The 26726-nt window shown below is 52.6% G+C and carries 24 protein-coding genes and 1 riboswitch; of the genes, 5 read left to right on the top strand and 19 right to left on the bottom strand.

Going from position 1 to position 26726, the window contains the following annotated elements; all coding sequences use genetic code 11:
* Positions 1-14 precede the first annotated feature (14 nt).
* The 5 genes from ACE5LO_RS15200 to ACE5LO_RS15220 form a co-directional block, all read right to left on the bottom strand.
* On the bottom strand, positions 15-1229 hold the full coding sequence (locus tag ACE5LO_RS15200) for an ABC transporter permease (protein WP_375520865.1): 1215 nt from the start codon (positions 1227-1229) through the stop codon (positions 15-17).
* 2 nt (positions 1230-1231) lie between these two features.
* Positions 1232-1978, bottom strand: a complete 747-nt coding sequence (locus ACE5LO_RS15205; RefSeq protein WP_375520866.1) for an ABC transporter ATP-binding protein — start codon at positions 1976-1978, stop codon at positions 1232-1234.
* A gap of 86 nt (positions 1979-2064) precedes the next feature.
* A complete protein-coding gene (locus ACE5LO_RS15210; protein ID WP_375520867.1) occupies positions 2065-3453 on the bottom strand; it encodes a DEAD/DEAH box helicase in 1389 nt (462 codons plus the stop codon).
* A 373-nt stretch (positions 3454-3826) separates the two neighbouring features.
* A complete protein-coding gene (locus tag ACE5LO_RS15215; protein ID WP_375520868.1) occupies positions 3827-4606 on the bottom strand; it encodes an SDR family NAD(P)-dependent oxidoreductase in 780 nt (259 codons plus the stop codon).
* 38 nt (positions 4607-4644) lie between these two features.
* The gene (locus ACE5LO_RS15220; RefSeq protein ID WP_375520869.1) at positions 4645-5103 is read right to left on the bottom strand and encodes a chemotaxis protein CheX; all 459 of its coding nucleotides are present in this window, start codon (positions 5101-5103) and stop codon (positions 4645-4647) included.
* A gap of 466 nt (positions 5104-5569) precedes the next feature.
* Here ACE5LO_RS15220 and ACE5LO_RS15225 point away from each other — a divergent pair, with 466 nt between their 5' ends.
* Together ACE5LO_RS15225 and ACE5LO_RS15230 are read left to right on the top strand one after the other, a co-directional pair.
* On the top strand, positions 5570-6475 hold the full coding sequence (locus ACE5LO_RS15225) for a LysR family transcriptional regulator (protein ID WP_375520870.1): 906 nt from the start codon (positions 5570-5572) through the stop codon (positions 6473-6475).
* 19 nt (positions 6476-6494) lie between these two features.
* On the top strand, positions 6495-7304 hold the full coding sequence (locus tag ACE5LO_RS15230; protein WP_375520871.1) for a histidinol-phosphatase: 810 nt from the start codon (positions 6495-6497) through the stop codon (positions 7302-7304).
* A gap of 136 nt (positions 7305-7440) precedes the next feature.
* On the opposite strand, the gene ACE5LO_RS15235 is transcribed toward ACE5LO_RS15230, so the two are convergent.
* The 6 genes from ACE5LO_RS15235 to ACE5LO_RS15260 all read right to left on the bottom strand — a co-directional run bounded on the left by ACE5LO_RS15235 (position 7441) and on the right by ACE5LO_RS15260 (position 13342).
* Positions 7441-8028, bottom strand: a complete 588-nt coding sequence (locus tag ACE5LO_RS15235; protein WP_375520872.1) for a GNAT family N-acetyltransferase — start codon at positions 8026-8028, stop codon at positions 7441-7443.
* Between the two features lie 28 nt (positions 8029-8056).
* Entirely contained in the window at positions 8057-8794 is a 738-nt protein-coding gene (locus tag ACE5LO_RS15240) for a metallophosphoesterase family protein (RefSeq protein WP_375520924.1), read from the bottom strand.
* A 62-nt stretch (positions 8795-8856) separates the two neighbouring features.
* Positions 8857-9810, bottom strand: coding sequence for a metallophosphoesterase (locus ACE5LO_RS15245; protein WP_375520873.1), 954 nt, complete (start codon positions 9808-9810; stop codon positions 8857-8859).
* 187 nt (positions 9811-9997) lie between these two features.
* Positions 9998-10753 (bottom strand): succinate dehydrogenase iron-sulfur subunit, encoded by a 756-nt coding sequence (gene sdhB, locus ACE5LO_RS15250; protein ID WP_375520874.1) that lies wholly within the window; start codon positions 10751-10753, stop codon positions 9998-10000.
* A gap of 103 nt (positions 10754-10856) precedes the next feature.
* Positions 10857-12602 carry a succinate dehydrogenase flavoprotein subunit gene (gene sdhA / locus ACE5LO_RS15255; RefSeq protein ID WP_375520875.1) on the bottom strand — a complete coding sequence of 582 codons (1746 nt, stop codon included), beginning with the start codon at positions 12600-12602 and terminating at the stop codon, positions 10857-10859.
* Positions 12603-12673: 71 nt separating this feature from the next.
* Positions 12674-13342 (bottom strand): succinate dehydrogenase cytochrome b558 subunit, encoded by a 669-nt coding sequence (locus tag ACE5LO_RS15260; RefSeq protein WP_375520876.1) that lies wholly within the window; start codon positions 13340-13342, stop codon positions 12674-12676.
* 275 nt (positions 13343-13617) lie between these two features.
* Between ACE5LO_RS15260 and ACE5LO_RS15265 the strand changes: the two genes are divergently transcribed.
* Complete coding sequence (locus ACE5LO_RS15265; protein WP_375520877.1) at positions 13618-14523, top strand: LysR family transcriptional regulator; 906 nt, start codon at positions 13618-13620, stop codon at positions 14521-14523.
* Between the two features lie 288 nt (positions 14524-14811).
* On the opposite strand, the gene ACE5LO_RS15270 is transcribed toward ACE5LO_RS15265, so the two are convergent.
* Genes ACE5LO_RS15270 through ACE5LO_RS15280 form a run of 3 tightly spaced genes read right to left on the bottom strand, consistent with a single transcriptional unit; the run spans position 14812 to position 17134 of the window.
* Entirely contained in the window at positions 14812-15057 is a 246-nt protein-coding gene (locus ACE5LO_RS15270) for a hypothetical protein (RefSeq protein ID WP_375520878.1), read from the bottom strand.
* 49 nt (positions 15058-15106) lie between these two features.
* Positions 15107-15772 (bottom strand): potassium channel family protein, encoded by a 666-nt coding sequence (locus ACE5LO_RS15275; RefSeq protein WP_375520879.1) that lies wholly within the window; start codon positions 15770-15772, stop codon positions 15107-15109.
* Between the two features lie 18 nt (positions 15773-15790).
* Positions 15791-17134, bottom strand: a complete 1344-nt coding sequence (locus ACE5LO_RS15280; RefSeq protein WP_375520880.1) for a TrkH family potassium uptake protein — start codon at positions 17132-17134, stop codon at positions 15791-15793.
* Between the two features lie 56 nt (positions 17135-17190).
* A riboswitch (cyclic di-AMP (ydaO/yuaA leader) is annotated at positions 17191-17338 on the bottom strand.
* Positions 17339-17591: 253 nt separating this feature from the next.
* Here ACE5LO_RS15280 and ACE5LO_RS15285 point away from each other — a divergent pair.
* Positions 17592-19286 (top strand): CPBP family intramembrane glutamic endopeptidase, encoded by a 1695-nt coding sequence (locus tag ACE5LO_RS15285; protein ID WP_375520881.1) that lies wholly within the window; start codon positions 17592-17594, stop codon positions 19284-19286.
* Here the strand turns inward: ACE5LO_RS15285 and uvrC are convergent.
* From uvrC to ACE5LO_RS15305, 4 genes are all read right to left on the bottom strand, one after another.
* Positions 19255-21258 carry an excinuclease ABC subunit UvrC gene (uvrC, locus tag ACE5LO_RS15290; protein ID WP_375520882.1) on the bottom strand — a complete coding sequence of 668 codons (2004 nt, stop codon included), beginning with the start codon at positions 21256-21258 and terminating at the stop codon, positions 19255-19257. The two genes, ACE5LO_RS15285 and uvrC, sit on opposite strands and share 32 nt — an antisense overlap.
* A 132-nt stretch (positions 21259-21390) precedes the next feature.
* Positions 21391-21708, bottom strand: a complete 318-nt coding sequence (gene trxA / locus ACE5LO_RS15295) for a thioredoxin (protein WP_375355149.1) — start codon at positions 21706-21708, stop codon at positions 21391-21393.
* Between the two features lie 164 nt (positions 21709-21872).
* On the bottom strand, positions 21873-22823 hold the full coding sequence (gene dnaI, locus ACE5LO_RS15300; protein WP_375520883.1) for a primosomal protein DnaI: 951 nt from the start codon (positions 22821-22823) through the stop codon (positions 21873-21875).
* Positions 22824-22853: 30 nt separating this feature from the next.
* Positions 22854-24353, bottom strand: a complete 1500-nt coding sequence (locus ACE5LO_RS15305; protein ID WP_375520884.1) for a DnaD domain protein — start codon at positions 24351-24353, stop codon at positions 22854-22856.
* Positions 24354-24616: 263 nt separating this feature from the next.
* On the opposite strand from ACE5LO_RS15305, the gene hemQ reads away from it, so the two are divergent.
* A complete protein-coding gene (gene hemQ / locus ACE5LO_RS15310; protein WP_375520885.1) occupies positions 24617-25384 on the top strand; it encodes a hydrogen peroxide-dependent heme synthase in 768 nt (255 codons plus the stop codon).
* Positions 25385-25457: 73 nt separating this feature from the next.
* On the opposite strand, the gene ACE5LO_RS15315 is transcribed toward hemQ, so the two are convergent.
* The gene (locus tag ACE5LO_RS15315; RefSeq protein WP_375520886.1) at positions 25458-26648 is read right to left on the bottom strand and encodes an NAD(P)/FAD-dependent oxidoreductase; all 1191 of its coding nucleotides are present in this window, start codon (positions 26646-26648) and stop codon (positions 25458-25460) included.
* Positions 26649-26726 lie beyond the last annotated feature (78 nt).

Below are 26726 nucleotides of genomic sequence, written 5' to 3' on the forward strand. Positions count from 1 at the left end.
TCTTTCTGTTATGCTTACTCTTCATCCGGGTCACTGGCCCATTTCTTCGCCTGCATCCTGCGTTGCAGCAGAATCAGCAGCAGGCCCGCTGCCAAGGAAAGCCATACGGCAGACCATCGGCCAGCTCCACCGGCCAGCAACGGCAGCCATAGAACGACCGCTGCCGGAAGCATGATCTGCATGTAAAAGTGAAGGAAGGCATTCCCGCGGGCGCTCTCCGGGATCGGATACAGCTGCAGCCACAGGGAATCCCGATGTGACCGCCGCAGGGCGGCAAGCTGTACGCCGATTAAAAATACGAACAGCAGATATACAGCGCTGCCCGCCCAACCCCCGCTCAATATCCAGATCAGCAGCAGCCCCAAAATCAGTAGCCGGGTCACGATACCTGCAGGCTCTGTACGGGCAAAGGTCTTCACCAGCAGGTAGCGGTATGCCGCATCCCGGCTCCAGGGAATACGGCTGCCGAGCCAGGCCAGCCAGCGCCGCCGCGTCACCCGCTGCGTCCAGGCCGGAACGTCCACGAACCAGGCGAGGGTGCGCATCACCCGTCCCGCCTGGGCCTGCTCCACCCGGATCAGATGCTCCCACGGGACTTTATGCTTGGCTGGCAGACGCAGGACGGCATAATACAACGCCGCCACCAGCAGGATGAACGGCAGACTGCGCAGCGGCGGCTGCCATAGCCAGGCACCGATGGTCAGGACGGCAAGCACCCAGCGCAGCAGCCGGTAAACGCCGGCCGTGCTCCGAGAAGCCATACGCAGCTCCTGCCAGCCGCCGTAGCTGAACAGCAGCTTCAGCAGCACAAGCAGGAGCAGAAACGGCAGGAGCGGACGGGGAGCTTCATCACTGCGGATATAGAGCGGCCACAGCAGCATGAACAGAAGCAGCATGCCGATGATTTTATATACCACTCCGCTAATTCTCGCGCCCCTGAAATATACGTGCAGCCGGTATTCCTGCGGACGCAAAAACACGATATCCGCGTCATTCAGATACGTACGGAAGCTGCTCCATGCCGCGGGCGCCGCAAGCAGCAGCATAATCCACCGGATGGGCAGGTCCGGCGGCAGGTGAAGGATCAAGGAAGTATACCAGGCGGCAAAGGTGATCAAGAAGGCCATGAACAAAACCGCCAGACCGCTTTGCATAACGTAACCGAGATAGGGGAGCACCTGCCCCCAAAATGCGGCCCGCCTTTGCCTGTGCAGTGCTTTCAAATCCATGCTTAGTCCCTGTCCTGAACGAGAGAATAAAATACTTCTTCAAGGGGAATGCCCGGTTTCCCCGCCTGTGCCCTGACCTCATCAAGCGTGCCCTGTGCGATAACGGCTCCCCGATGAAGCACAATGAAACGATCGCAATAATTTTCAATGGTGGATAAAATATGTGAGCTCAGCAGAATCGAAGAGCCGGAGCGCTTGATCTCCACCATAAAATCAAGCAATGAGCGAATGCCGAGCGGATCAAGGCCCAGAAACGGCTCGTCAATAATATACAGCGGCGGCCCTGCCAAAAAGGCACACATAATCATGACCTTCTGTCTCATCCCTTTGGACAGGTGCATCGACAGGCTGCCACTTTTCTCCTGCATCCGGAACAGATCCAGCAAATGCGCTGTTCTGGACTGAAAATCTGCCTCGCTTACTCCGTAAGCCCTGGCCGTGAATTCAAGATGCTCCATGACGGTCAGCTCGGGGTACAGCTCCGGTGCTTCGGGAACAAACGCGATCGCCCTCTGGTATTGTTCAGGGTTCTCCTCTCTCGTATGCCCGTTTACGCGGATTTCGCCGCGCTGCGGGGTCATCAGGCCCAGAATATGCTTCATCGTTGTGCTCTTGCCAGCTCCATTCAGGCCGATAAGACCGATCATTTCGCCAGGCTGCACCTCCAGCGAAACATCGTGCAGCACCGGTCGCTTCGCACTGTATCCGCCTGTCAGTCCGCCAATTTGCAGAACAGGATTCTTCTGCATCGCTTCCCCTTCTTTCCATCCGGCGATCCGCCTCTGCGGCGGTTCCACCGGATATCCATTGTTTACCGATATTGCTCAGACCGCTATTACTCAGGCTGCTGGCCCTTTTCCTTCAGCCATCTTGGAGCCCCTTTGTTCTTCCGGTCACGCTCCCGCTCGCTTTTGCTTTTGAGCCCATTCTGAGTCTGCCCGCCTTTACGCGCGGGAGGACGAGCCAGCTTCCTGCCGCTGTCCACAGCGGCAGGGCGGGATGCTTCCTTCATTCCCCCGCCCCCGGCAGGAGCAGCCGGACGGGACGCCTCCGTCTTGGGCTTGGCCGGTGCCGTTCTGCGCACGCCCGTCTGGCCCGGCTCGATCACCATTCCATTTTGCAGCATACGCTCGCGGATATCCTCCGCGATATCACGGGAGAATTTGTTCATAATGAAACGCTCCCGTTCCGTGATAACGGAGATGACCGTACCTTTACGGCCCATTCTTCCTGTGCGGCCAGCGCGATGCACGTAATGCTCCGAATCCGGGGCCGGATCGAATTGAATGACCATGTCCAGTCCTTCGATATCCAGCCCGCGGGCAGCCACATCCGTCGCCACCAGCAGCTTGAGCTTGTCCGCGCGGAATTGGGACAGAACTGTGGCACGGGTTACTTTATCCGCGTCGCCATACAGAGCAGCTGCCTTCAACCCGACATGATTCATCTTGGCTTCCAGCTCTCCGATGGTGTCGGTCATGTTAACAAATACGATTGCCTTGCGCGGATTGTAGGTCCGTACAACACGGCGCAGCATATCCGCCTTATCCCGTTCCTCGCAGACAAAATAGTAATGTTCAAGTCCAGCTGCCGTCACTCGCTCCGGCTCGATACCGACCTCGGCCGCATTCTTCATCTCGCGGCTAGCCATGGCGCGAATCTCCTTGCTGATGGTAGCCGACAGAAATACTAGCTGCCGGTCGCGCAGCGCGCTGTTGATGATCTGATTCACTTCCCCCGCATCACCAAGCTGAAAAATCTGATCCACTTCATCCACTACGATGGTCGAGATGTTGTGCATCTTCAGCTTTTTCAGGGCAATCAGTTCCCGTACGCGGCCCGGCGTTCCCACCACCAGCCGCGGGTGCTCGCGCAGCTTTTCAATCTGCCGCTTCACCGCCGCTCCACCGATCAGGCCGAGCACCCCCATGTCGCTGTCCATATAACGCTGTGCTTCACGAACGATCTGCATGGCCAGCTCCTGACTGGGGGCAAGCACCAGTTTTTGCGTGGCTTTCAGCTCCGGCTCTATGCTTTGCAAAATCGGCAGCAAATAAGCCAGCGTTTTGCCCGTGCCGGTCTGGGAGCGAGCGATGACATCCTTTCCTTCCAGAATCAGCGGAATGGCCTCCTGCTGAACCGGAGACGGTTCCTCAATCCCATGCTCCGCCAGTTTGGCGGCAAGAACGCCGGATACGCCCAGTGTTGCAAAATTAAATTCCATGAACAAGTCCAACCCCTATACGTAAATTCAAACGGATCTGTCTATATGTTACTTTCCGATATCCATTATATGCGAATACGCGCCATTCACCAAATACCGCCAGGCACAAAAGGCCGAGAACAGGTGAACTTGAACCTGTTCTCGGCCTTTTAACCACACCAGAAATCGCAGGTAGTTCTTTTTGACTGACGATTTCCGTGTGATGCTTTTTAGTATGGAATATGCACAATAGCAGCGGAGAGGACGAAGCAATTCCGGAAAAGCGAAGCGCTCGCCTTTGGCCCGAAGGGTCAACAGCGATTGTAGGAATGCTTCGTTCCCGGAGCGCCTCAGAACAGCCAAACGGTCCGCCTCAGGTCAACAGAACTTCCGCTTATTTCTTATTCATCATCTTGTATGTCAGCCTGTCGGCCAGCCGTGGGAACAAATGGTACAGCCTGATGCCGGCTGCAGCCAAATATGGAAGATTGACCTCTTCCTTGTGCTTCTCCATGGCAAGGATGATATGCTTCGCCACTCTGTCCGGCTTCATCATGAACCAGCGGATGCTGCCGACATACCCTCCGGAAGGATCGGCCATCTCAAAGAAAGGCGTGTCGATCGGTCCCGGATTGATGGTTGAAACGACGATGCCTGTCCCGCGCAGTTCCTGCCGAAGGGCATTGCTGAGACCGAGCAGCGCATGCTTGGTGGCCGTATAGGACGCAGACTTCGCTGTCCCGATTTTGCCCGCTATGGAAGCTACGTTCACAATCTGTCCGGATCTGCGCTCCAGCATGGCGGGCAAAACCGCCTTGATACAGCGTACAGCCCCCATATAATTGACGTCCATCATGTTCTCAAACTCGGAAGCATTCATCTCTGTCATCCGTTCAAACTTCCCATAACCTGCGTTATTCAGCAGAATATCGATTCGGCCATATCGGCTTAGCACAAGCTTGACGACGTGGGTGACCTGCTCGTTATCCGTTACATCGAGTGCAAACCATTCATGCTGGCCCTGCAGGCTTGCGGATAGACGCTGCAGCCTGTCCTCAGAACGGGCAGTCAGGATCGGAATCGCTCCTCTGTCAGCCAGCATACCGGCGCATAGAGCTCCCAGACCACTCGAAGCGCCTGTAATAAAAACAACTTTGCCTTTCAGGCTGCTCATGGCTATCCCCTTTTCAAAAGAAGAGTCTTCTTTCCATTTTAGGAGATCATGACTTGAATATCCAGTTCACCAACCCCGTCGATCATTAGTGGAATGCTCAAAGCCTTGGCGGTGCTCAAAGTTGTCATATGGGCGGACTTCATAACCTGTGGCGGTGTAATGTCGACTGAGACGCCCTGATTGGATAAAATGGTGCTTGCGTTACCGCTGATCATGTTGCCCAATTCGGATATGGCGCTCTGCCCCATCTCGTCCATTTCCGTCAATACAAAGCCACCCATCATCAGGGAGACAATACGCAGTGCGACCTGTTCATGCAAACCAAACATCACGTTGCCGCTCATCTGTCCGGTCATGCCGATCATGATCCAGATATGGTCGTCAATCAGCTCTACATTTTTGACAGCCAGATTTCCCGTTGAGGGAGATACTTGAATCAGTTGTTCAATAACATTCCGTGCAGATTCCAGAAACGGATTGATTACTTCAGCTTTCACGATATCCTTGGCCCCTTTTCAATGGGTTTTTAGTCACACTTCCAAAGTCCTAAAATAGTTAGGAATATTATACTTTAGTTTTGAAAATAAAAACATATATTTGAGTTTGAATCCGATAAAAGAAAGCTTCATCTCCGCTGAAAACTCACACTTTCTTTAATCCAAAAATAAGCCGTGTAACCTTCTTCATGCTTTATCGTCAAATCTCTGCCCTTTTGTTATAGCAGGCATTGTGTTTTTTGTGATAAACGTCCTATTCAAAGCACATATTTTTTTATCACTTCGCCAAAAATAGGTCTTTAGTCTATGGATGAATTGTCATAATCCAGCCAGGTTCACTCAAGAGGATTGCGTTGCTCTGATGCCAGGAATCCCCTATAATTTAAGGAATATAGAGAAAACGAATGCAGCATAGACTGCGTTATCCCGTGAAAGATTGACCGGAACAGAGAGGAGGGAGTGTCTTATGAACATCAGCCAACTGGAGACTTTAATTACGATATCCAAAACGATGAGCTTCCGGAAAGCGGGAGAACTGCTGAACTTGACACAGCCTGCCGTGTCCGCGCAAATTAAAAGCCTTGAAGATGAATTCAAAACGGTGCTGGTGGACCGGAATCAGCCTGTGACTTTGACCGATCGTGGCAAGGTGTTCCTGGAACATGCCGAACGGATTCTCGATGTGGTGGAAGAACTCCGTCAGAAGCTTTCCGATTTGAACGAGACGCCCCAGGGACACATTGTGCTCGGGACGACAACTTCCATTGCCATTCAGATTTTGCCGCGTGTGCTTTCTTACTTTCAGGACCAGTTTCCGCTGATCAAAACGTCGATACAATCCATGGCTTCCTCTGCGATCTATCAGCAGGTTGAGAACGGGATGATCGACGTTGGAATCGGCTATCTGATTGAACGTAATCCAAATCTGAGCACCTCAGTGCTTTATTATGATACCTTCGAGCTGGTTGTCTCGCCCAGTCATCCTCTTGCCTCCCAGGCTTCTTCGGCCACAATGGAATCGCTGCGGGAAATCCCGTTGATCCTGCTTTCCCCTGACACCGTGGGACGTCGGTTCGTGGAGGATGTATTCAAGAAACACGGAATTGAACCGCATGTTGTGATGGAATTGTCCAGCAGTGAAGAGGTCAAGCGGATGGTGGAAATCAATCTCGGGGCGGCGATTATTTCCAAACAATCCGTCAGCTCCGAAATCCGGGCGGGAACGCTGAAAATCATTCCGATTAGCGTGCTGGAGGTCAGCCACCCCGTCGGTGTCATTTATAAATCGAGCCGCTACCTGAACTCGGCGATGCGGCAGTTTATCAGCGACCTGAAGGGGATGCCGGAAACCCATTTTATCAGTTCCGAATGAAACAGGAGGCATATAGCTTATGAAGTTCGATCTGCATACCCATCACTTTCGCTGCGGCCATGCTGACGGCAATATCCGTGATTATATCGAGGCCGGGATCCAGGCAGGTCTGCAGGTCATCGGCATTTCTGATCACTCTCCTTTCCTTTGCAGTGAGGAAGATCAGGCTTTTCCGCAAATCTATATGGCCAAATCCCAGCTTGCGGAGTACGTACAGGAAGTGCTGGAGCTGAAAAAAGAGTACGAGGGACGGATTGATGTTCTGCTCGGGCTGGAAACGGATTATTTTCCCGAATATGCGGAGTTGTACCGCTCCACTCTGGCCAAGTACCCCTTTGATTACCTGATCGGTTCCGTACATAATATCGAAGGGGTTAGCATCTTTAACAAGAACCGCTGGAAAAATCTCACCAAGGCACAGAAAGTCGCCGTAAAAGAAGGTTATTATGAGCTGATCGCCCAATCAGCGCGCAGCGGCATGTTTCAAATTCTCGGCCATATTGACGCCATGAAAGGGAACTATCCTCTTTTCTCGGGAATTGCAGCAGATGAAGCCGTAGATGGGACGCTGAAGATAATCGCCGAATGCGGGGTAGCCATCGAGATCAACACTTCGGGTAAAACCAAGCTCGTCGGCGGCTGGTACCCATCCGATGCCATCCTGGAGCGGGCACTCCATTACGAAGTGGAAGTCACCTTTGGCTCCGATGCGCATATTCCGTCCCGTGTCGGCGATGAATGGGAGCTGGTTCGCACCCGTCTGCGGGAAATCGGCTATACAGAGTGGGTCTATTATAAGGAAAAGAAGAAAAAAACAGTACCTTTGTAAGTTAACAAACAAAAAAAGGAGACCCGTTCGCCGGGTCCCAACAGCATATATATTATTCAAAAGGGGGTCATGTTTGTATTGTACCCCCTTTCTGTTAGGATTTTTTTACATCCATATTTCATTTATGTAACAAAATCTAGTTTTTCTTATGAAGAACATCCGTAGCAAAATAGACTTCAGATGTCAACTCATACACGAGCACACCCTGCCTGTCATCGTTCAGGCCTGGCATTCCGATTCTGCGGATGTAGCGAAAACCGTTCTTAAGCAACACTTTGGCGGATGCGTCATTACGTTCATGGCAGCGCCCCTCAATCCGCCGCAACCCAAGGCTCTCCATCCCGAAAGAAAGCAGACCTGCAGCAGCCTCTGCCGCGAAGCCCCGTCCCCAACATGCCGGATCAAGCAGGTAGCCGATCTGCGCCTCCCCTTTCTTCTCATGCCAATGCTGGAACGAAACCAGCCCTGCCATCCGCTCCATGTCGCGCGGAATGATCGCATAGTGAATGGAATCCAGCGTGGCAGAGCCGGATTGGATTTGCCGGAATAGCCGGCCTGCCCGTTCAACAGGCGGTCTGCGGTTCCGGTTCATATACCTTATGACGTCCGGCAGCGACAGGAGCGCCCGCAGCGGCTGATAGTCCTCCACGCCCAGCGGCCGCAGCTTTACACGTTCCGTGTGAAGCTCGGGCAGCCCGCCGAGCAGATTTTGCCTTGTCAGCATGTTGCTCCTCCTTCGCAGTGCTCCAGGCTTAATCCTGAAGCCCTCTGTAGATGGCTGTCCTCAATTCGCGGACATAATAGTCGAGTGAAGGGACTCCGGCTTTCTCTGCTTGGGCAACCGCTCCTTCGATATCATAAGGGACCCGTACGAAATGAATGGAGAACGGTGCGTTCTCCTTGCTTTCGGGCATGCCTTCCAATATGCAGTACGACGCCTGCGTCAAATCCAGGGGATTGCCTACGCTTCCTGTATTAAAGAGCGTCTTTCCGTGGAGATGCTGCAGAAAAGCATTGTGCACATCGCCATAACCGACGACGTCCGGTTCAAACCTTTCATCCCCTGTTTCGCCAGGAAGCGGGTCGAACATGGCCAGCCGTTTCTCCGACGGGTCCCAGGGCTGCACCCGATGGTATACGCTTTGCGGCGACGCATGCAGTAGCCTGATCCGTCTTCCGCTCATCACCAAGTCATGATGGAAGGGAAGACCTGTAAGATAAGCGACACGCTCGGAGCCGAGACGCTGTGCATGCCAGGTGAAATTCTCATCTTCACGTTTGGTTCCGACCAGCTCGTCCCAATTGCCGCGGACGATCACCTCGCACCGGCTGCGCACCTGATCCGTCACTTCCACCGGGTTCGGCCCTTTACCCACCAGATCTCCGAGACAAATGATGCGGCTTATGCCCCTGGCATCGATATCCTGCACGACGGCATTCCAGGCCTCCAAATTCCCGTGTATATCCGAAACCACCGCTACCCGTTCCATCCTCATCATTCCCTTTCTCAGCCCATGCTACGGCTTCAAGCCGGACAGGGCAACGCTTATGATCAGAGTGCCGCTCTCAACGTTATAAGCGAGACTTCAGGCCGGCACAGCACACGGATCGGCAGCTTCGTCGTCCCGACTCCTCTGCTGACATAGAGCGGCATAGCCTCCGCTCCGACCCTGTACAGCCCATGGACGTATTTGCGGCCGCCGGGCGGCGGCAGTAAAGCCCCCAGCATGGGGATTCTGACCTGCCCTCCATGGGTGTGGCCCGAGAGCTGCAGATCAAATCCGTAACTGACCGCCGTATCGGCATAATCCGGCTCATGCATGAGCAGCAGCTTGAACATACCGTCAGGTAGCCCCTGCAGTGCCGCCTCAGGGTCGGGAGCGCTGAGAAAAATATCCTCCAGCCCGACGACCGCCATACTTTGTCCATCTTTATGAATGACATAATGCTCATTTTTCAGGAGCGTGAAACCTGTCTTCTTGTATAAAGCCTCCACACCTTCTGGAATTCCGCGATAATCATGATTGCCGAGAATGGCAAATTTGCCTAAGGGTGCATGCAGGGAATTCAAAATCGGCACGGAGCCGGCCATGGACTCGGCATAATCATCAACGATATCTCCCGTGAAGCAGATCATGTCCGGCTGCAGCCCGCTGATTACGGACGCAATGCGGCGCATGTCATCTTCATCCTTGAAGAAGCCCAGGTGCATGTCGCTGAAATGAAACACCCGCATATTATTAAAGCTGGCCGGGAGCCTGGGTAAATGGATTGTAAACTGTGTAACTTCCAAATTATCCGGCTCCCACACTGCTGCATAACCTCCGGCCACAGCGGCCGTTCCCACTGCTGCGGCAGCAGCCTTCTTCAGAAAACTGCGCCGGGATATCCTCGTTCGCCGCTCCTTTTCCGTGCCTGAAGCAACCCTGGCGCCGCCCTGTGAAGACAGAGCCGTATCTTCCATATCATCCGCAGCCGGACGATGATTATGTTGACTGTTCCCCATCGTTCGTCCGTCACTCCAATCCCGTTATTCCTCTTCTCTCTCTGTTTTATTCTTGTTGTATATTTTAACATAATTGTACTTGAACAGGCCAAACAAGGCTTTTGAAGCACTTCCGTTCGAAATGAAACAACCGCTCCCCGGTGGAATACCGAGAAACGGTTGTCGCTTAAAAGTGCCTTTTTAGTTCTTATACAGTTAACCAGCGCTTGAACATGCGCTTTGTGGTATCCTTATTCATTTCCGCGATCGAAGTCGTCAGCGGTATGCCCTTCGGACAAGAGCGCACGCAGTTCTGCGAGTTGCCGCAGCCCTCAATTCCATCGTCCTCCATCAGCGCGTCCAGACGCTCATCCTTGTTCATCTCACCGGTAGGGTGGCTGTTGAATAAGCGAACCTGTGAAATAGGAGCAGGCCCCATAAAATCCGTCTTCTCGTTGACGTTCGGGCAAGCTTCCAGGCAGACACCGCAGGTCATGCATTTGGACAGCTCATACGCCCACTGGCGCTTCGTCTCGGCCATGCGCGGTCCCGGGCCGAGATCATAGGTTCCGTCGATGGGAATCCATGCTTTCACCTTCTTGAGCGCTCTGAACATGCGGCTGCGGTCAATAACCAGATCCCGCACGACAGGGAAGGTGCTCATCGGAGCGACGGTAATCGGTTGCTCCAGCTTGTCGACCAGAGCGGCACAGGCCTGGCGGGGCTTGCCGTTAATAACCATCGAGCAGGCACCACACACCTCCTCAAGGCAGTTCGACTCCCAGCAGACCGGAGCCGTGTTGGATCCCCCGCTGTTGACCGGATTGCGCTGAATTTCCTGCAGCGCGCTGATGACGTTCATACCCGGACGATACGGCAATTCAAATTCTTCCTTGTACGGTGCCGATTCCGGTGTGTCCTGGCGGGTAATGACAAATTTCACCGTTTTGGTCACTGTGGACATCGCTTCTTCATCCTTTCTCTCCGGCCCCGCGCTCCCTCACGGGGCGATCAGAGCCGGGCAGCTTGGCTGCTGTATTAAAAACAGGTATTTACAAGCTCAGCACTTATTTATTCTTGGAATAATCGCGGATCCGTGGCGCGATCAGTGACACATCAACAGGGTCATAGGAAATTTTCGGTCCGTCAGGTGTCCAGGTTGCAATGGTCGTTCTGAGGTAACTCGCGTCATTGCGGTCCGGATAATCCGGTTTGTAATGTGCGCCACGGCTTTCGTTGCGCAGCAGTGCGCCCTTGGTCATCGCTTCGGCCAGCTCCAGCATGTTCCAGAGCTGACGCGTGAAGGCCGCGCCCGCGTTGTTCCAGCGCGAAGCATCGTTAATATTGATTTTGGTGTAGCGTTCCTTCAATTCCTTGATTTTGTTAATCGTCGCTTCCAGCTTGTCATTGTAGCGCACAACCGTCATATTGTTGGTCATCCACTCGCCAAGCTCTTTATGGATAACATAAGCGTTTTCGTTGCCATCGTTGCGCAGAATTTTTTCGTATTTCTCCGTCTGTCTTGTTTTGTAACCTTCGAATACGGAGGAAGAAACGTCCTGGGCCGATTTCTTCAGGCCTTTGATATACTCTACCGCTTTAGGACCTGCAACCATGCCGCCGAAGATGGCGGACAGAAGAGAGTTCGCTCCCAGACGGTTTGCGCCATGATACTGGTACTCGCATTCGCCTGCGGCGAACAGTCCCGGGATGTTGGTCATCTGGTTGTAGTCAACCCACATACCACCCATGGAGTAGTGAACTGCCGGGAATATTCTCATCGGAAGCTTACGCGGGTCGTCCCCTACGAATTTTTCATAGATTTCGATAATACCGCCGAGCTTGACGTCCAGTTCCTTCGGATCCTTGTGGGACAGATCCAGATACACCATGTTCTCGCCGTTGATGCCCAGCCCCTCGTCCACGCAGACACTGAAGATCTCGCGGGTAGCGATATCGCGGGGCACAAGGTTGCCGTAGGCAGGATACTTCTCCTCAAGGAAGTACCATGGCTTGCCGTCCTTGTAGGTCCAGATCCGTCCACCCTCGCCGCGCGCGGATTCGGACATCAGCCGCAGCTTGTCATCACCCGGAATGGCCGTCGGATGAATCTGAATGAACTCGCCGTTCGCATAGCGCACGCCCTGCTGGTATACCGCCCCGGCGGCAGTACCTGTGTTGATGACAGAGTTCGTTGTTTTGCCGAAAATAATGCCAGGTCCACCGGACGCAAGAATCACTGCATCCGCTGCAAACGTCTGTACTTCCATCGTCTTCAAATCCTGGGCCACGATACCGCGGCAAATCCCTTCGTCATCAACGACAGCCTGCAGAAACTCGGCGTTCTCATACTTTGTAACCAGACCAGCCGATTCCCAGCGGCGGACTTGCTCGTCCAGGGCGTACAGCAACTGCTGTCCAGTCGTCGCGCCCGCAAACGCCGTACGGTGATGCTGTGTACCCCCGAAGCGGCGGAAATCCAGCAGACCCTCGGGCGTGCGGTTGAACATTACGCCCATGCGGTCCATCAGGTGAATGATACCGGGTGCGGCTTCGCACATTGCTTTTACCGGCGGCTGATTGGCAAGGAAGTCTCCGCCGTATACCGTATCGTCAAAATGGATCCAAGGGGAGTCGCCCTCCCCTTTCGTATTTACCGCTCCATTGATGCCGCCCTGCGCGCAAACGGAGTGCGAACGTTTTACCGGAACCAATGAAAACAGATCTACGTGAACCCCTGCCTCAGCCGCTTTGATGGTCGCCATCAGCCCGGCCAGGCCGCCGCCCACGATAATGATATTGATTGCTGCCATGAATGCTCACTCCTTCTTGAATAATGCATGGGTATAAGACTCGGGGCGCTTTGGTCCCCCGGAAACGGAACTTAAACTTTCAAGGCCCCAATCCATTGCGTAAGTGCCGTTGCCTCCTGGAATTCAGCCCCGCGGAATGCGAAGAGTGTTGCAATAAACATAATCGACATGATGGCAAAAATGCTCATGCAAATATAGGAGGACACACGCTGCGCACGCGGCCCAACCGTAATGCCCCAGCTTACGAAAAAGGACCAGAGGCCGTTGGCAAAATGGAAGGATACAGCTACGACACTGATCAGGTAAAGAACAAAGAACAGTGGATTGGTCACTATATTGTGCATCAATCCGCCAAGCTCTGCATGCGTTACATTGCCGAGCGCAACCTGAAAGCGTGTATCGTACACGTGCCAGATGATAAATACAAAAGCGATGATTCCCGTAATGCGCTGCAGGAGATACCTCCAGTTCCGCTCGTATCCGTAATTATTGACGTTCGGCCTGGCCTGATACGCAATATACAAACCATAAATACCGTGAAACAGCAACGGCAGATAAATGAGGAAGATCTCCAGCACTAATACGAGCGGCAGGCCGTTCAGGAATGCCACGCTCCGGTTAAAGCCTTCCTTGCCGCCCTCCACAGCCGAAAAGTTGGTGATCAAATGCTCAACGAAAAACAGACCGAGCGGAATGACACCGAGCAGCGAGTGAATCTTGCGGGAATAATACCCTTTCATACGTTGTGTACCCCTTTCCAATAACAGCGTTTTCATATGATATATTCATAACAACAGCTCCCGGACGGGAGGATGCGACAAAGTGTTCCATACATTTACACATCCAAATTTGAACAACTTGTGTCGCTTACATGTTACTCCTTTTTATCTTATAATGGAATTGCAATATATTTATTAAATGTTATACCTTTTATGCATATGTCACATGAAAGCCCGTTAGCACCCTTCTGATCCGGCCATAACGCCGAAAATTCAGCAGAAAGGAACCCTATTTCATGTTTGAAGAAATGAACGCCTATGCCGTCGTAGTTGAGCAGTCCAGCCTGAATAAAGCCTCAAAGCTGTTAAATTTGTCACAGCCTGCCTTGTCCCGTAAAATCGCCAAGCTGGAAGAGGAACTGGGAGTCAAGCTGTTCAACCGCCGCGGAAAACGCCTGGAGCTCACTTCTCCCGGCCGGTTCGTATACACCTTTGCCCTGGAGCAGCGGCAGCGGCAAATCCGCTTCCTGCAAAAGCTGTCACAGTATAAAAACGAAGGCGGGACCGAGCTGACACTCGGGGCGAGCCTTACAACGATTCAAACAACCCTGCCCACGCTGGTGGAGGCCTTCATGAACAAACATCCGCACACCGAGCTCAAGCTGCTGACAGGCAAGACACATGAGATCGTCGGTTTTGTGCGGGACAAGAAGGCTGATGCGGGCATTGTTGGCTCTGCCATTGAAGAACCGGGCCTGAGCTGTATCCCCCTGTTTGACGACCATCTGGAACTGGTCGTTCCGGCCGGCCATCCGTTGACTGCACAAAGCGGCATGATCGGGATGGCCAATCTGCAGAGCCTGCCGATGATCACCTTCTCCAAAGGCACCTGGTACAGGCGGTTGACCGACGAATTGTTCCAGTTAAGCGGAATTATGCCCGATATCCGTATGGAAATCGACTCCTTCGAGGCGATCGTCCGGCTGCTGCCGACCTGCAAGGCCGCCGCGCTGCTGCCGAAGTCTTATCTGCGTCCCGAGCTGTTGCGGGATAACGGCCTGGTGGCGCTCTATATTCCGGAGCTGAAGGAGACCCGGCGCACAACCTGCCTCATCTATTCCGAGACCGCCGAGCACGGTCCGACGGCCAGACAATGGATCGGGGAAACCCGCGCCTCCTTTGCCGGGTACCGGATGGTGTGAGGTAAAAGGTGTACGGCTCCGAGACGCTCCGAAAACGAAGCATTCCTACAATCGCTGTTGACCCTTCGGGCCAAAGGCGACCGCTTCGCTTTTCCGGAATTGCTTCGTCTTCTCCGCTGGTATCGTGCATACCCCTCTTACAAGAAAAGTAAGAAGAAAGGTCAAGGACAGGGAAGACTCCCTTTGTCCTTGACCTTGTTTCCTATTTCTAATTCTTCATCCGCAATCCGAGCAAAGTCGTTGCTTTTAGGGAGCTTGTTATGGGTACTGTCAACTTCTTACCCTAGCCTATCGGCGCTTTGCCTGTTTTTCATTCCCTCGCTTGAAATTGCCTGTTACCTTGGCCATAATCAACTGCTCTTCTTTGCTGTCGTTGGCAGTAGCGATTCGCTGCAGGAACTTTTCACTGTCTTTTCCTTGCAAAATCATCACTTGTCTGCCTTGCCAGTACAGAATCACTTTTTGGTCCTTCGTGCTGCGGTAGGAAAATACTTCTTCCTCCAACCGGCCTCGTTTACCGATGTTATTGTCCAAGTTATCCCCACTTATTTTTTAATGAATACGTATAGAATAGACAGAATGATTACTGGTTCACGACCTCTTCCTCGAAACGTCCGATATTATTGTTCGTGCCGATGATGACCATGATGTCATCGCAGTGAACCTTATCCATTGCTGTAGGCGCAATCAGCACCCCGTTGCTGGTGTGAATGGCCACGATGCTGCAGCCGAAACGGGTCCGTGTATTCAGCTCAGACAGCGTTTTGCCGTTCAGGCATGCCGGCACATTCAGTTCCGCAATGGTGTAGTCCTTGGAAAGCTGCAGATAATCAAGCAGATTGGGGGTGACCAGCTGGTGGGCGACCCGTATGCCCATATCCCGTTCCGGATACACGATACGGTCCACCCCCAGCTTTTCCAGCGCCCTTCCGTGCAGCTTGGAGATCGCTTTGGCCACCACGGTCTTGATGCCCAGTTCCTTCAATAGAATAGTAGCGAGAATGCTCATCTGAATATCATCTCCGATCGCCACGATGCCGCAATCCATATTGCGGACTCCGATGGAGCGGAGCAACTGTTCATCGGTGGCATCGCCGGTCACCACATGGGTCAGATACTCACTCATTTCTTCCACGACATCTTCATCCCTGTCGATGCCAAGCACCTCATATCCCATTTCCATAAGCTGCATTGCCAGGCTGGAGCCAAAACGTCCCAAACCGATAACCACGAACTGCTGAATTTTCATTGCTGATCTGTAACTCCCTTATCCTATAATCATTTTGCCTTCCGGGTGGCGATAAAGCTCCTTGCTCTGCTTTTTGCCCAAAGCATAAGCAAGCGTGATCGGTCCGAGTCTGCCCGCAAACATCGTGAAACTGATCAATATTTTGCCGATCACCGATAAATCCGGCGTCAGCCCCATGGAAAGCCCGACTGTTCCGAATGCAGAGGTCGTTTCGAACAGAATCATCAGAAAATGACGATCCTCTGTAGTCGTCAAGATCATCGTAACAGCTATCACGAGAAAAAGGGCGAGCAGTGTAATCGTGAGTGCTTTCAAAATACGATCCTGAGCCAGACGGTAACGGTAAATCACGATATCTTCCCTTCCGCGAATCATGGACACAACAGCTCCAGCCATGATCGTAAAGGTTGTCGTTTTGATGCCGCCCCCCGTTGAGCCTGGAGACGCACCGATAAACATCAATATAATAATGAAAAACTGCGTGGCCTGACGGAGTCCCGCAATATCCAGCGTATTGGCGCCCGCCGTACGCGGCGTAACCGACTGGAACAGCGATCCCAGGATTTTGCCTGACCAGGGAAGGCTGCCCAGCGTCTTCGGATTCGTGAATTCAAAAACAAAGATGACCAGCGCACCTGTAACAATAAGCACCGCTGTCGCTGTAAGCACAACCTTGGTGTGCAGGGAAAGCTTCTTTCTCTTGCGGTATTCCACCAAATCCGACATGACGACAAACCCGATACCGCCGGTAACGATCAAAAACATGGCTGTAAAGTTGATAACCGGATCGTTGACGTATAACGTCAAGCTGCGGAATTCGCCAAACAGATCAAAACCCGCATTGTTGAACATCGAAATGGCATGCCACACCCCGAAATAAATAGCTCTGCCTACAGGCATGTCAAAGGACCAGCGGACCGCGAACACCACGGCACACACTGCTTCTATGGTCAGCGAGTACAACAGCACCTTGCGGATCAGGGCGACAATGCCCTCCATGGAGGTCTGATTCATCGCTTCTTGAAGAATCAGCCGCTCCTTCAGCGAAATTCTGCGTTTGAACACAAGAGCCAGCAAGGTAGCCATTGTCATGAAGCCAAGGCCTCCGATCTGAATTAACAGCGCGAGGACGACCTGACCGAACACCGTGAAATGCGTGCCTGTATCCACAACGACCAGACCGGTCACACAAGTAGCCGACGTTGCGGTGAACAAGGCGTCAATAAAAGGCAGTGGCACCCCCGACGTATTGGAGATTGGCAGCATAAGCAGTCCTGCACCGAGCAAAATAATAAGGGCAAAACCGCTCACGAGAATGCGCGGAGGGGAAAGGCGCAGCCATTTCAATTTGGGAATTATCATTATACACCTCTAGAAAAAGTCATTAAAAAAAGACACCGGAAAACCAAGTGCCTGACCAGGTTCCTGCCTGCAGCCTACGAGGTTAGCTGACGGATTCGGGCCGCAGAAATCGCCCTATTCAGACCCGGCCCATGACCAGGTGCGAAATTCACCCCAATTAAATGGTTCCCCCGTATTCATAACGAAATTCGGCTTGTATGCAATTGCAAACAAATTATAAACCTTCTCCTTGTACATCACAAAAGATGCTTTTCATGAAAAAGGCTCAAATAACGCCAATTCAGAGCAAAAGAAGCGTTCCAGCTCTCATGAATCCTACATTATTGTATTCTTTCATCTTTTTCATCGCATTTACACACGCTCATGAAGCGATGACGGTCCATTCATCCCCTTCCTGCAAAGGAAAGGAACTTCTCACGGAAAGATGTTAAAATGGTCCATATGAAGGAGGTATTAGATGAATCCCATCGGAAAACCGGTTAAATTAACCGCTGATTTCAAGAAGCTGAGCACCCTGGGCATCATCGGCCTCGCCGTGTTTCTGCTGCTGCAGGTACTGCTGCCGGTTCTCGCATCCTTAAGCCAGAATCAGCCAGGGGAGGCAATCAGCAAACAGAAGGCTGTTGAGCGCGCAGAAGGCTTTGCCAAGTCCGTTTTGGGTTTTAAAGAGTCGGCAGGGGAAATGCCCGCTCCCGCCTATGAAGCACACGCCGAACTGTACGGGTATCTTTCCAAAGAGCAGCTTATCCCTGAATACAATCGGAAGTGGGGCGGGAAGTATCCTTACGAATTTTACCGGGTCAGCCTTCCCGACCCGGCGCAGGACCACACCGTCATGGTTGATGTCGGTCTGCAGACGGGGAAGCCTGTCGGTTTTATTATTCAAAACGGAGACGGATTTTATAACAACACCGAAGCTCTTCCTGACGGTGAAACCCGGAGCGGACTGCTGCGGGCGTACGAAGAAGGTATGCCGCTTGCAGATAAAAAGGCTTTGGCTGCCCCTTTACTGAAGCAAATGGGGTATAACACGGAAAATCTAACCGTTGAGACCAGGGAAAGTGAGCCTGGACTTACCTATTCGGACGAAGGAAGCAAGATCGGGGATGCTATGCTTCAGGTCAGACTGACGTTTGAAAACGGGGGTGTCCGCTCTCTGGAGTCCTCCTTTGCCGTTCCTTCTTCCCATACGGAATATGTCGATCAACAGACGAAACTTGCCAACCTTTTGTACTATATCGGCTACATGCTGTTTTCCTTCGTGCTCGGTGTGCTTGCCGTGGTGTACAGCAGCTTGACCCGGCGTCATACCTCGTTTACCCGCGGTATTATTCTGAGCTTCGTTTATTTTGCCATTTCGGTGCTGACTCTGCTCAACATGATGCCTTATTTGCAAGCCCAATCCGCCAACAGCGACGTCCTGATCTTCGGCATCGGTCTGCAAATCATCTTTAATCTGATGATGGGAGTTATCATTTACTTCTCCTTTGTAGGAGGCAACGGGCTTTGGAAAACAGCTGGACTCAACCCGTGGCCGCGTGCAAAGGAGCCTGGATACGGAGTGTATGTGCTGCGCAGCATGGGCGCCGGATATGTGTGGGCTTTCATCCTGCTTGGGGTTCAGTCCGTCATCTTTGTCATTCTCAACCTGCTGATCGGCAGCTGGTCCACCATCGATGAAACGCAGTCGCCGTATAACATGACCTACGCCTGGCTGCTGCCGATCATGGCCTGGATGGCGGGAATCGGAGAAGAAGCGCTTTACAGGCTGTTCGGCATCCCGATGCTGAGAAAGATCGTGCGCAGCACGCTGGCCGCCAGCGCCCTCAGCTCACTGATCTGGGCGTTCGGACATACCCTGTACCCGATTTATCCTGTCATCACCCGTCCGATCGAGCTGCTGTTCCTCGGGCTGCTGTTCAGCTTTATTTTCCTTAGATACGGCTTCATTACCGCCATGTTCAGTCATGTCATATTTGACAGCATTCTGATGGGCATCAGCCTGATGTCGATGGGAGATGTCGTCAACATCACCGTAGGAGCTATCGGGATGGTGCTGCCCGCTGTAGTCGGCTATGTGGTGTATCTCTTCAATCCCACTAAAAAAGAGAAGCCGTTTATTACGACTCCTCATCCTGAAGGGCAGCTATAATTTGTGTGGCGAGCTTGTCGCCGATCGAGAGAGGCCGGAAATCTTCAACACTGGCCTCTCTTATTTTTTTAATGGAGCCGAAATGCTTAAGCAGCAGCTTGCGCCGTTTTTCCCCAATGCCCGGAATTGAATCCAGTCTGGAGGTCACCATGGACTTGCCGCGCTGCTCCCTGTGAAACGTAATGGCGAAGCGGTGAACCTCTTCCTGGATGCGCTGTAGCAGGTAAAACTCCTCACTGTTGCGCGGAAGTGCCACCGTCTCCGGCGGATCGCCGACGAGCAGCTGGGACGTCTTGTGCTTGGCATCCTTGACGAGACCGCATACCGGGATGAACAGCCCCAGCTCGTTCTGCAGCACATCCACCGCAGCCGAAATCTGGCCGCGCCCGCCGTCCACCACAATGAGATCGGGCATCTCCAGATTTTCCTTCAGCACCCGTTCATAACGGCGGCGGATAACCTCACGCATCGTTTCATAATCATCCGGTCCCTGTACAGAGCGGATTTTGTACTTGCGGTATTCCTTCTTGGCCGGTTTGCCATCGATAAACACGATCATCGCGGATACCGGGTTGGCCCCTTGAATGTTGGAGTTATCGAACGCCTCCACGCGGTGCAGGCTCTCCAGGCCGATGGCGCGACCCAGATTATCCGCCGCCTTGGACGTTCTTTCCTCATCCCTGGCGATCAGGCGGAACTTCTCATCCAGCGCAACCCGGGCGTTCTCCGTCGCCATGCTGACCATCTGACGCTTCAATCCTCGCTGCGGAAGCAGCACCTTGATCTCAAGCCATTGCTGCAGCGCAGCTGCCGCCGTATGGGGTTCCTCCAGGCCGCCACCTGCCGATAGCTGCAGGTCTTCCTCGCCCTGCTGCCCTTTTTCCATCAGAGAGTTCTCACCGGCGGTGTAGGCAACAGCAGACTCCGCCACCCGGTCCGCCTGCCGCAGATCCTCTCCAGTCACATTCTGCTCTTCCCCGGAGGCAGAACCCTCCACAGAGGGCGCGTCAGGCAGCAGAATTTCCTGCGGCAGCGCCGGATTATCACTGTAGTATTGGGTCACGTAAGAAATAAAGTCATTGTACGGCTCTCCATAGAACGGGAAGGTCGACATGTGACGTTCGATCATTTTACCTTTGCGGACGTACAAAATCTGCACACACATCCAGCCTTTGTCTACGGCAAAGCCGAACACATCGCGATCCTTCGTATCGGCCGTTGTAATCTTCTGCTTCTCCATCATGGCCTCAATGCTGATAATCTGATCCCGTAGCTCCTTCGCGCGCTCGAAGTAGAGCTCCTCCGCCGCTTCCTGCATTTTGCGCTGCAGTTCCTTCTTGATCTCCTCATGCCCTCCGCTCAGAAATGAACTGATTTCCTCTCTGATCTGCTGGTACGTCTCCTGGCTCACTTCGTACTCACACGGACCAAGGCATTGGTTCATGTGATAATACAGACATACCTCCTTGGGCATGGCCCCGCATTTGCGCAGGGGATACATCCGGTCCAGCAGCTTCTTCGTCTGATGGGCGGCATAAGCATTGGGATAAGGCCCAAAATATTTTGCTTTATCTTTAAGCACCCGCCGCGTAACCTCCAGGCGCGGATGCGGTTCATTCGTAATTTTGAGGTAAGGAAATGTTTTGTCATCTTTCAGCAGCACGTTGTAGCGTGGCTGGTATTTCTTGATCAGATTGCATTCAAGAATAAGGGCTTCCATGTTGCTGGCGGTGACAATGTATTCAAAATCGCGGATTTCGGAGACAAGGCGCTGCGTTTTTCCGTTATGGCTGCCGCGAAAATAGGACCGCACCCGGTTCTTCAAAACTTTGGCCTTACCCACATAGATGATGGTGCCTTCCCGATTCTTCATCAGGTAACAGCCCGATGAGTCCGGAAGCAGCGCCAGTTTGTTATTGATGTTCTCCAACGCCTTCTCCTGTTCCCGCAGGGCATCCGTATAGGATTCCATTCTCCCGGTCTCTCCTCCCATGATGGTCCTGTTCTACTATAGAATACGAAAAAACGCCCCCGGTTAACACCGGAGGCATGAATCAGACCCTAAAGCACCAGAGGTCGATGCCGACCCCGGATGCGGGTGCTGTTACTGATGCTTGCTGATTATGCTTTTCAGCGCTTCTTTGGAATTCAGACCTACCACCTTGTCAACAGGCTGGCCGTCTTTGAAGAAGATCAGGGTCGGAATGCTCATCACGCCGAAACGGGAAGCAGACTCCGGATTTTCGTCCACGTTCACTTTAGCGATTTTTACGTCGTCGCCAACTTCTGCGGACAGCTCTTCCAGAATCGGAGCAATCATTTTGCAAGGTCCGCACCATGGAGCCCAGAAATCAACAAGAACCGTTCCTTGACCTTCAACTTCTGTATTGAAAGATTGATCAGACACATTCACAATAGCCATTACAAATTCCTCCTTATGGGAAAGTCGTATAAATATATTATAACCTGTTGTGTCTGTTAAGACACATTCAACATTATAGCACACAATTGTTTCGATAGAAATAGAAATATCAATCGATGTGCTCCAAAGAATACAGGTCTTATCCAAGATCGCTATCAACAATGTTATGAGCCGCGTTGGTTCTTGCCCTTCACAGAGACGACATCCACAAATGGGCGAATCCGGTCCATAAGACGCTGCCCTTTGTAAAGCTCCTCCCCATCCCGGCTTGTAAAGCTCAAATGCCGCTCCAAATCCTGCAGTGAATAGTTGGAGGTGTAAAAAGTGGGCTTGCGGTTCATACGGTAATTCAGTATGGAACCCAGCACATGGTCCCTGACCCAAGGGCTCAAATTTTCGGCCCCGATATCATCAAAGACGAGCAAATCGCAATTTTTCAGCAGGTCCGTCGTTTCCTTCAGCTTCTGCCCCTCCTGGATCATCGATTTCAAATCCTCGACAAAATCCGGCATATAGACGATGACTCCATGATATCCGGCCGCAGCCAGTTCATTAAGCATATATCCCATCAGGTATGTCTTCCCGGTGCCGAACGACCCTTCAAGGTACATGCCTCTTGTTTGCAGGCCAACGTCCTTCGTTTCCGTGATATAACGGAATAGTTGGGTCACTGCCGGTGCCCGCTGCAAATCCTTGCGGGCAATCTCCACCGCGTCATATCCTTCCTGCAGCGCCCGTTCATCAACATAAAAACTGCGAATCCGCTGTCTAACCTGCTGTTCATGTTCATGCGCAAACTGAAGACCGCACGGGGTACGCGAATCCACAATCTGCGGTTGTCCGTTGATCTGTTCAACCGCAAGCTTGCAGTAGTGGCCTTGAAAATCATTCGGACAGCGCTCGAGCCCCGGGCACTGGCTGCAGTTGCGGCGATCCCGCGCATATTGGTAAAGCCGGCTCATATTGAGCCGCAGCTGTTCCTCCTTCAGTTCCGGATGCTCGGCGCGGAATTCCATGACCAGCGGGTCGTTCATCACCTGCTCGACAATGCTGCGGGAGCGTTGACGGAAGGAGGGACTCTGCAGCTGCTGCAGCAAGTCTCCCATCGATTCCATGACTTGATCTTCCTTTCCAATCTCTAAGCATTAACTGTTTTTCCGTCCGGCCTGCAGCTGCTCCGCCATGCGGAGAGCTTCCTTCAGCTCTTCTTCCGATACTGTTTCCCCTGCGGATTGATTCTGAATGACCGGGATCGCCGGTTTGCCCGATGTGCCCTTATGCGTACGCGCGCGTGGAGCACCGGCGGCCTGCTTGCCTTTTACCTTGGCCTGATCACGTATATACTCAACAGCCTTCTCATAGGTATTGACCTGCTTCAGCAGCATATTGGAGGCGATTGCTTCCACAAAATTGCGGTTGATCCGCTGCTCATTGCCCGTCGTAAGCAGGGTGACCAGATAATGAATCAACACATTAATGACCTCGCCGGGCAGCTTGTAGCTTAAATCCAGCTTCTCGAAGATGTCCAGGAGATTGCCTGGCACCGTGCCGGGGAAAAAGGTTTGCAGCAGCCGATTATAAGGTTCATTGCGCAGCATCATATTATATTGATGAATATCACATTTATCGGCAAACTGCATAGGCACTTCCACATAAAATTCCATCTCGACAGGCTGCTCTTCCGTCAGCTCATCCGGCACAGCATTAAGCTCCTGCCGGAGGGCAATCACCTTGGCCGCCTTGATCTGCTGCGCCTCCTGCCTTTTCAAGTCCTGTCTGAACTGCAGACTGGCCTTATACTGCAGCTCGTCCAGCAGCAGCTCGCCCTGCACGCTGAATATTCCGTCCTCGTCAAGCAGGCGGCTGATATCCTGGGTGGTCAGCGCGTATTTGCGGGCAACGTATTTCACGGCTCCGAACTGCTCATGATCAAAGCGCAGCCGCTCTACATGCTTGCGGTTGGCCGACTCCCGCGGAAAACGGAGAATGATGTCCGCATAGTTGATACTCTCCTCTTCTTCCAGAAGAACCGCCCCCTTTGGCCGTGATACGGATACTTCGGCCAGCGCTTGCTCCAGCTCATAATCGATGACATGGGTATTGAGCTCGAACAGCTCGTAAAAGGGGATGGAAATATTTTCTTTACTGCGGGTGGTATTCGTCCATTCAGCCGTCTCTTCGCTCCACAGAGAGGAGCGCAGGGACAGCACTGCGAATTTGCCGATTTTGTCGCGCAGCAGCAGCGTAAGATGCTGGGTACGGAAAAATTCCGGCGGCGAAAGCGGCGGCTGCATCTCATATTCATACATATAATCATCCGCTTCAGGTACGTATAGGCGTGAAGTCTGCAGGAGACCGACCGCCTCCAGTTTGGAGGTCTGCTCAATCAGGAATTTGCGCCCCTTTTCACTCGGCTCCAGACCGAGTGTCAGGAACAGGCTGCGCTGCTGTTCAGGCTGCGAATAGCCGATCCGACCCGCAGGAATCTGCTGGAACAGCAGCCGATACAGACTGATGGCAAATGCGCCTACAAGGGGCTGATATACCTGGCCTAACATGACCTCATCCATAGTGCTGAGGCCAAATTCCCGGTAGACGCAGTAACGGTGGTTTTCGGTGAAATGCAGCAGGTTCTTCAAACGCATCGTTCATTCTTCCTTTCCTCACTCACATCACGTTCTCCAAGATGTTTTTCTATTCTATCATACTTGGACCTCTTATCGATGCGGAAATAAAGGTAAAATTGCGGGATTATGGCGGCCACAGCCACCCGCATTCGTCAAATTTCACGAATTCGTCCTTTTTGCGGTTCCTCACCGTTTGTTCACCATTCCTTCATTTGCCCCACCGCTTTCGAATGGGATAGAATGGGAGGGGTGAAACATGCCAAGAACAGGAGTGAACGTGAATGAATCAACCCGCATCAACCACAAATGAAGCGGCAGCCACACTGGAAGGCTGGTATGCGCTCCATGATTTCCGGTCCATCAACTGGACAGCCTGGAAGGCGGCGGATGATGAAGAACGCGCGGGCGCGTTGGACGAGCTGAATGATTTTATGAAGGAATGGTCCGATGTGGAAGCAGCGGCTGCCGGAAGTTCGACAGCATATGCCATCATCGGCCAGAAAGCCGATTTCGTCATGATGCATCTGCGTGAGACGCTTGAGGATTTGAACAAGCTTGAAACGGAGTTCAACAAAACTACCTTTGCCAAATATACAACAAAAGCCTACTCCTATGTAAGTGTGGTAGAGTTGAGCAATTATCTGGGAGGCAAGGACGAGGACCCGCTGCAAAATCCGCAAATTGTCGCACGCTTGAAGCCGGTTCTGCCGAAGAACCGCTATATCTGTTTTTATCCGATGAACAAGAAGCGTGACCTGAGCGATAACTGGTACATGCTGTCCATGGATGAACGGAAAGGCATGATGCGCAGCCACGGCTTGATCGGACGCAGTTATGCCGGCAAGGTCAAGCAGATTATTACAGGCTCCGTCGGCTTTGACGATTGGGAGTGGGGCGTTACCCTCTTCTCCGACGATGCGCTGCAATTCAAGAAGCTTGTCTATGAAATGCGCTTCGACGAAGTCAGCGCCCGCTTCGGCGAGTTCGGCTCATTCTACGTCGGTAGCCTGCTGGATACGGTATCGTTCGGAGAAATGATGAAGCTGTAAACCCGATGTTATGGAAAAAGCCGTTCACATTTAACCGTGAACGGCTTTTTAGCTTGCAGGAGGAGGCTTTCATTTAAAAAAACCTTCCCTTTTTCAGCACCAGCGGAATGCCACCGATAATGAACAGGTACCGGATGTCAACGATTTTCTTGAGTTGTGCCGCCACCCAGCCCTTGATCTTTCTTCCGCCCACGACGGCAACTGCCTCTCCACGGCCTAAGGAGGCCACCGTTCCTTTATTGCTGAACTTGAATTTTTGCGGCTCCTTGCCGTGAATGGCGGCAGCGATATTTCTCGCACAGACTGCCCCCTGCTGCATCGCAATCTGCGCCGTCGGCGGATAAGGACGCCCTTCCGGGTTCATGAACAAGGAGTTGTCACCGATCACGTATACATGATCATGGCCAGGGGCACGCAAATACTCGTCGGCCTTCACCCGTCCGCGCATCACCTCCAGGCCTGCTTCCTCGATCACATGATTGCCGCGGATGCCACCGGTCCAGACGACCATGCCTGCAGGAATCTTTTCACCCTCACCGATAATGACCCCGTCAGCGAGACATTCTTTAATTGGAACGCCGATTCTGAAAGTTACGCCTTTACGCTTCAGGACGTCCATTGCATATTCGACAAGCTCGGGATCAAAGCCCGGCAGCGCCGTCGGTGCGGCTTCCACATTGATGATTTTAATGTCCTGCGGATGGATATCGTACTCCCTGCACAGCATCGGCAGCCGGTCGGCCAGCTCAGCCACAAATTCAATGCCCGTAAAGCCCGCTCCACCGACAACAAAGGTCAGTCTGGCCGGATTGCCGTCATTTTTGTACATAGCCAGTTGATAAGAGATGTGATCCCGGATTAAGCGCACGGAATTGATGCTGCGGATCGTCAGCGCATTCTCCAGCATGCCAGGGATGCCAAAAGTTTCGGGCTCGCCGCCGAGCCCCAGCACAAGATAATCAAAATCAAGAGAGCCTTGATCCAGAATCACCTTTTTTTCATCCAGTTTGATGGCCTGTACGGTGGACTTCACAAAATCGACCCTGGACTCATCAATCAGTCCGGAAATCGAAACTCTGGCGTGCTCAATCGAGTCCGTGCCCGCAGCGGGCATATGCAGGTGGGTTGTGATGTAATGGTAGTCATGACGGTTAACGAGCGTCACCTCGGCCTCTTTGTGCCTGAGCGCCTTTTGCAGGTTTTGCGCGGTCAAAATGCCGCCGTAGCCTGCACCGAGAATTACAATTTTAGGAATGTTGCCCATATGGATACCCCTTCCGGTTTGTTCTTTCTTTGTCTGTGAGGCTCTTAACTTTGCAACAACCTGCCCTGCGTTTATAAT

It is taken from the genome of Paenibacillus medicaginis, from assembly GCF_042138635.1.
Lineage (GTDB): Bacteria > Bacillota > Bacilli > Paenibacillales > Paenibacillaceae > Paenibacillus > Paenibacillus medicaginis.

Excerpts from the sequence above, each read along its gene's own strand:
- uvrC (WP_375520882.1), bottom strand. The coding sequence starts at position 21,258 with ATGGAATCCTATACGGATGCCCTGCGGGAACAGGAGAAGGCGTTGGAG.
- dnaI (WP_375520883.1), bottom strand. The coding sequence starts at position 22,823 with ATGGAATCGATGGGAGACTTGCTGCAGCAGCTGCAGAGTCCCTCCTTC.
- ACE5LO_RS15235 (WP_375520872.1), bottom strand. The coding sequence starts at position 8,028 with ATGCTGACAAGGCAAAATCTGCTCGGCGGGCTGCCCGAGCTTCACACG.
- ACE5LO_RS15205 (WP_375520866.1), bottom strand. The coding sequence starts at position 1,978 with ATGCAGAAGAATCCTGTTCTGCAAATTGGCGGACTGACAGGCGGATAC.
- ACE5LO_RS15240 (WP_375520924.1), bottom strand. The coding sequence starts at position 8,794 with ATGGAACGGGTAGCGGTGGTTTCGGATATACACGGGAATTTGGAGGCC.
- ACE5LO_RS15305 (WP_375520884.1), bottom strand. The coding sequence starts at position 24,353 with ATGCGTTTGAAGAACCTGCTGCATTTCACCGAAAACCACCGTTACTGC.
- ACE5LO_RS15265 (WP_375520877.1), top strand. The coding sequence starts at position 13,618 with ATGTTTGAAGAAATGAACGCCTATGCCGTCGTAGTTGAGCAGTCCAGC.
- sdhA (WP_375520875.1), bottom strand. The coding sequence starts at position 12,602 with ATGGCAGCAATCAATATCATTATCGTGGGCGGCGGCCTGGCCGGGCTG.
- ACE5LO_RS15260 (WP_375520876.1), bottom strand. The coding sequence starts at position 13,342 with ATGAAAGGGTATTATTCCCGCAAGATTCACTCGCTGCTCGGTGTCATT.
- ACE5LO_RS15280 (WP_375520880.1), bottom strand. The coding sequence starts at position 17,134 with ATGATAATTCCCAAATTGAAATGGCTGCGCCTTTCCCCTCCGCGCATT.
- hemQ (WP_375520885.1), top strand. The coding sequence starts at position 24,617 with ATGAATCAACCCGCATCAACCACAAATGAAGCGGCAGCCACACTGGAA.
- ACE5LO_RS15230 (WP_375520871.1), top strand. The coding sequence starts at position 6,495 with ATGAAGTTCGATCTGCATACCCATCACTTTCGCTGCGGCCATGCTGAC.
- ACE5LO_RS15225 (WP_375520870.1), top strand. The coding sequence starts at position 5,570 with ATGAACATCAGCCAACTGGAGACTTTAATTACGATATCCAAAACGATG.
- ACE5LO_RS15210 (WP_375520867.1), bottom strand. The coding sequence starts at position 3,453 with ATGGAATTTAATTTTGCAACACTGGGCGTATCCGGCGTTCTTGCCGCC.
- ACE5LO_RS15200 (WP_375520865.1), bottom strand. The coding sequence starts at position 1,229 with ATGGATTTGAAAGCACTGCACAGGCAAAGGCGGGCCGCATTTTGGGGG.
- trxA (WP_375355149.1), bottom strand. The coding sequence starts at position 21,708 with ATGGCTATTGTGAATGTGTCTGATCAATCTTTCAATACAGAAGTTGAA.
- ACE5LO_RS15275 (WP_375520879.1), bottom strand. The coding sequence starts at position 15,772 with ATGAAAATTCAGCAGTTCGTGGTTATCGGTTTGGGACGTTTTGGCTCC.
- sdhB (WP_375520874.1), bottom strand. The coding sequence starts at position 10,753 with ATGTCCACAGTGACCAAAACGGTGAAATTTGTCATTACCCGCCAGGAC.
- ACE5LO_RS15285 (WP_375520881.1), top strand. The coding sequence starts at position 17,592 with ATGAATCCCATCGGAAAACCGGTTAAATTAACCGCTGATTTCAAGAAG.
- ACE5LO_RS15215 (WP_375520868.1), bottom strand. The coding sequence starts at position 4,606 with ATGAGCAGCCTGAAAGGCAAAGTTGTTTTTATTACAGGCGCTTCGAGT.
- ACE5LO_RS15245 (WP_375520873.1), bottom strand. The coding sequence starts at position 9,810 with ATGGGGAACAGTCAACATAATCATCGTCCGGCTGCGGATGATATGGAA.
- ACE5LO_RS15315 (WP_375520886.1), bottom strand. The coding sequence starts at position 26,648 with ATGGGCAACATTCCTAAAATTGTAATTCTCGGTGCAGGCTACGGCGGC.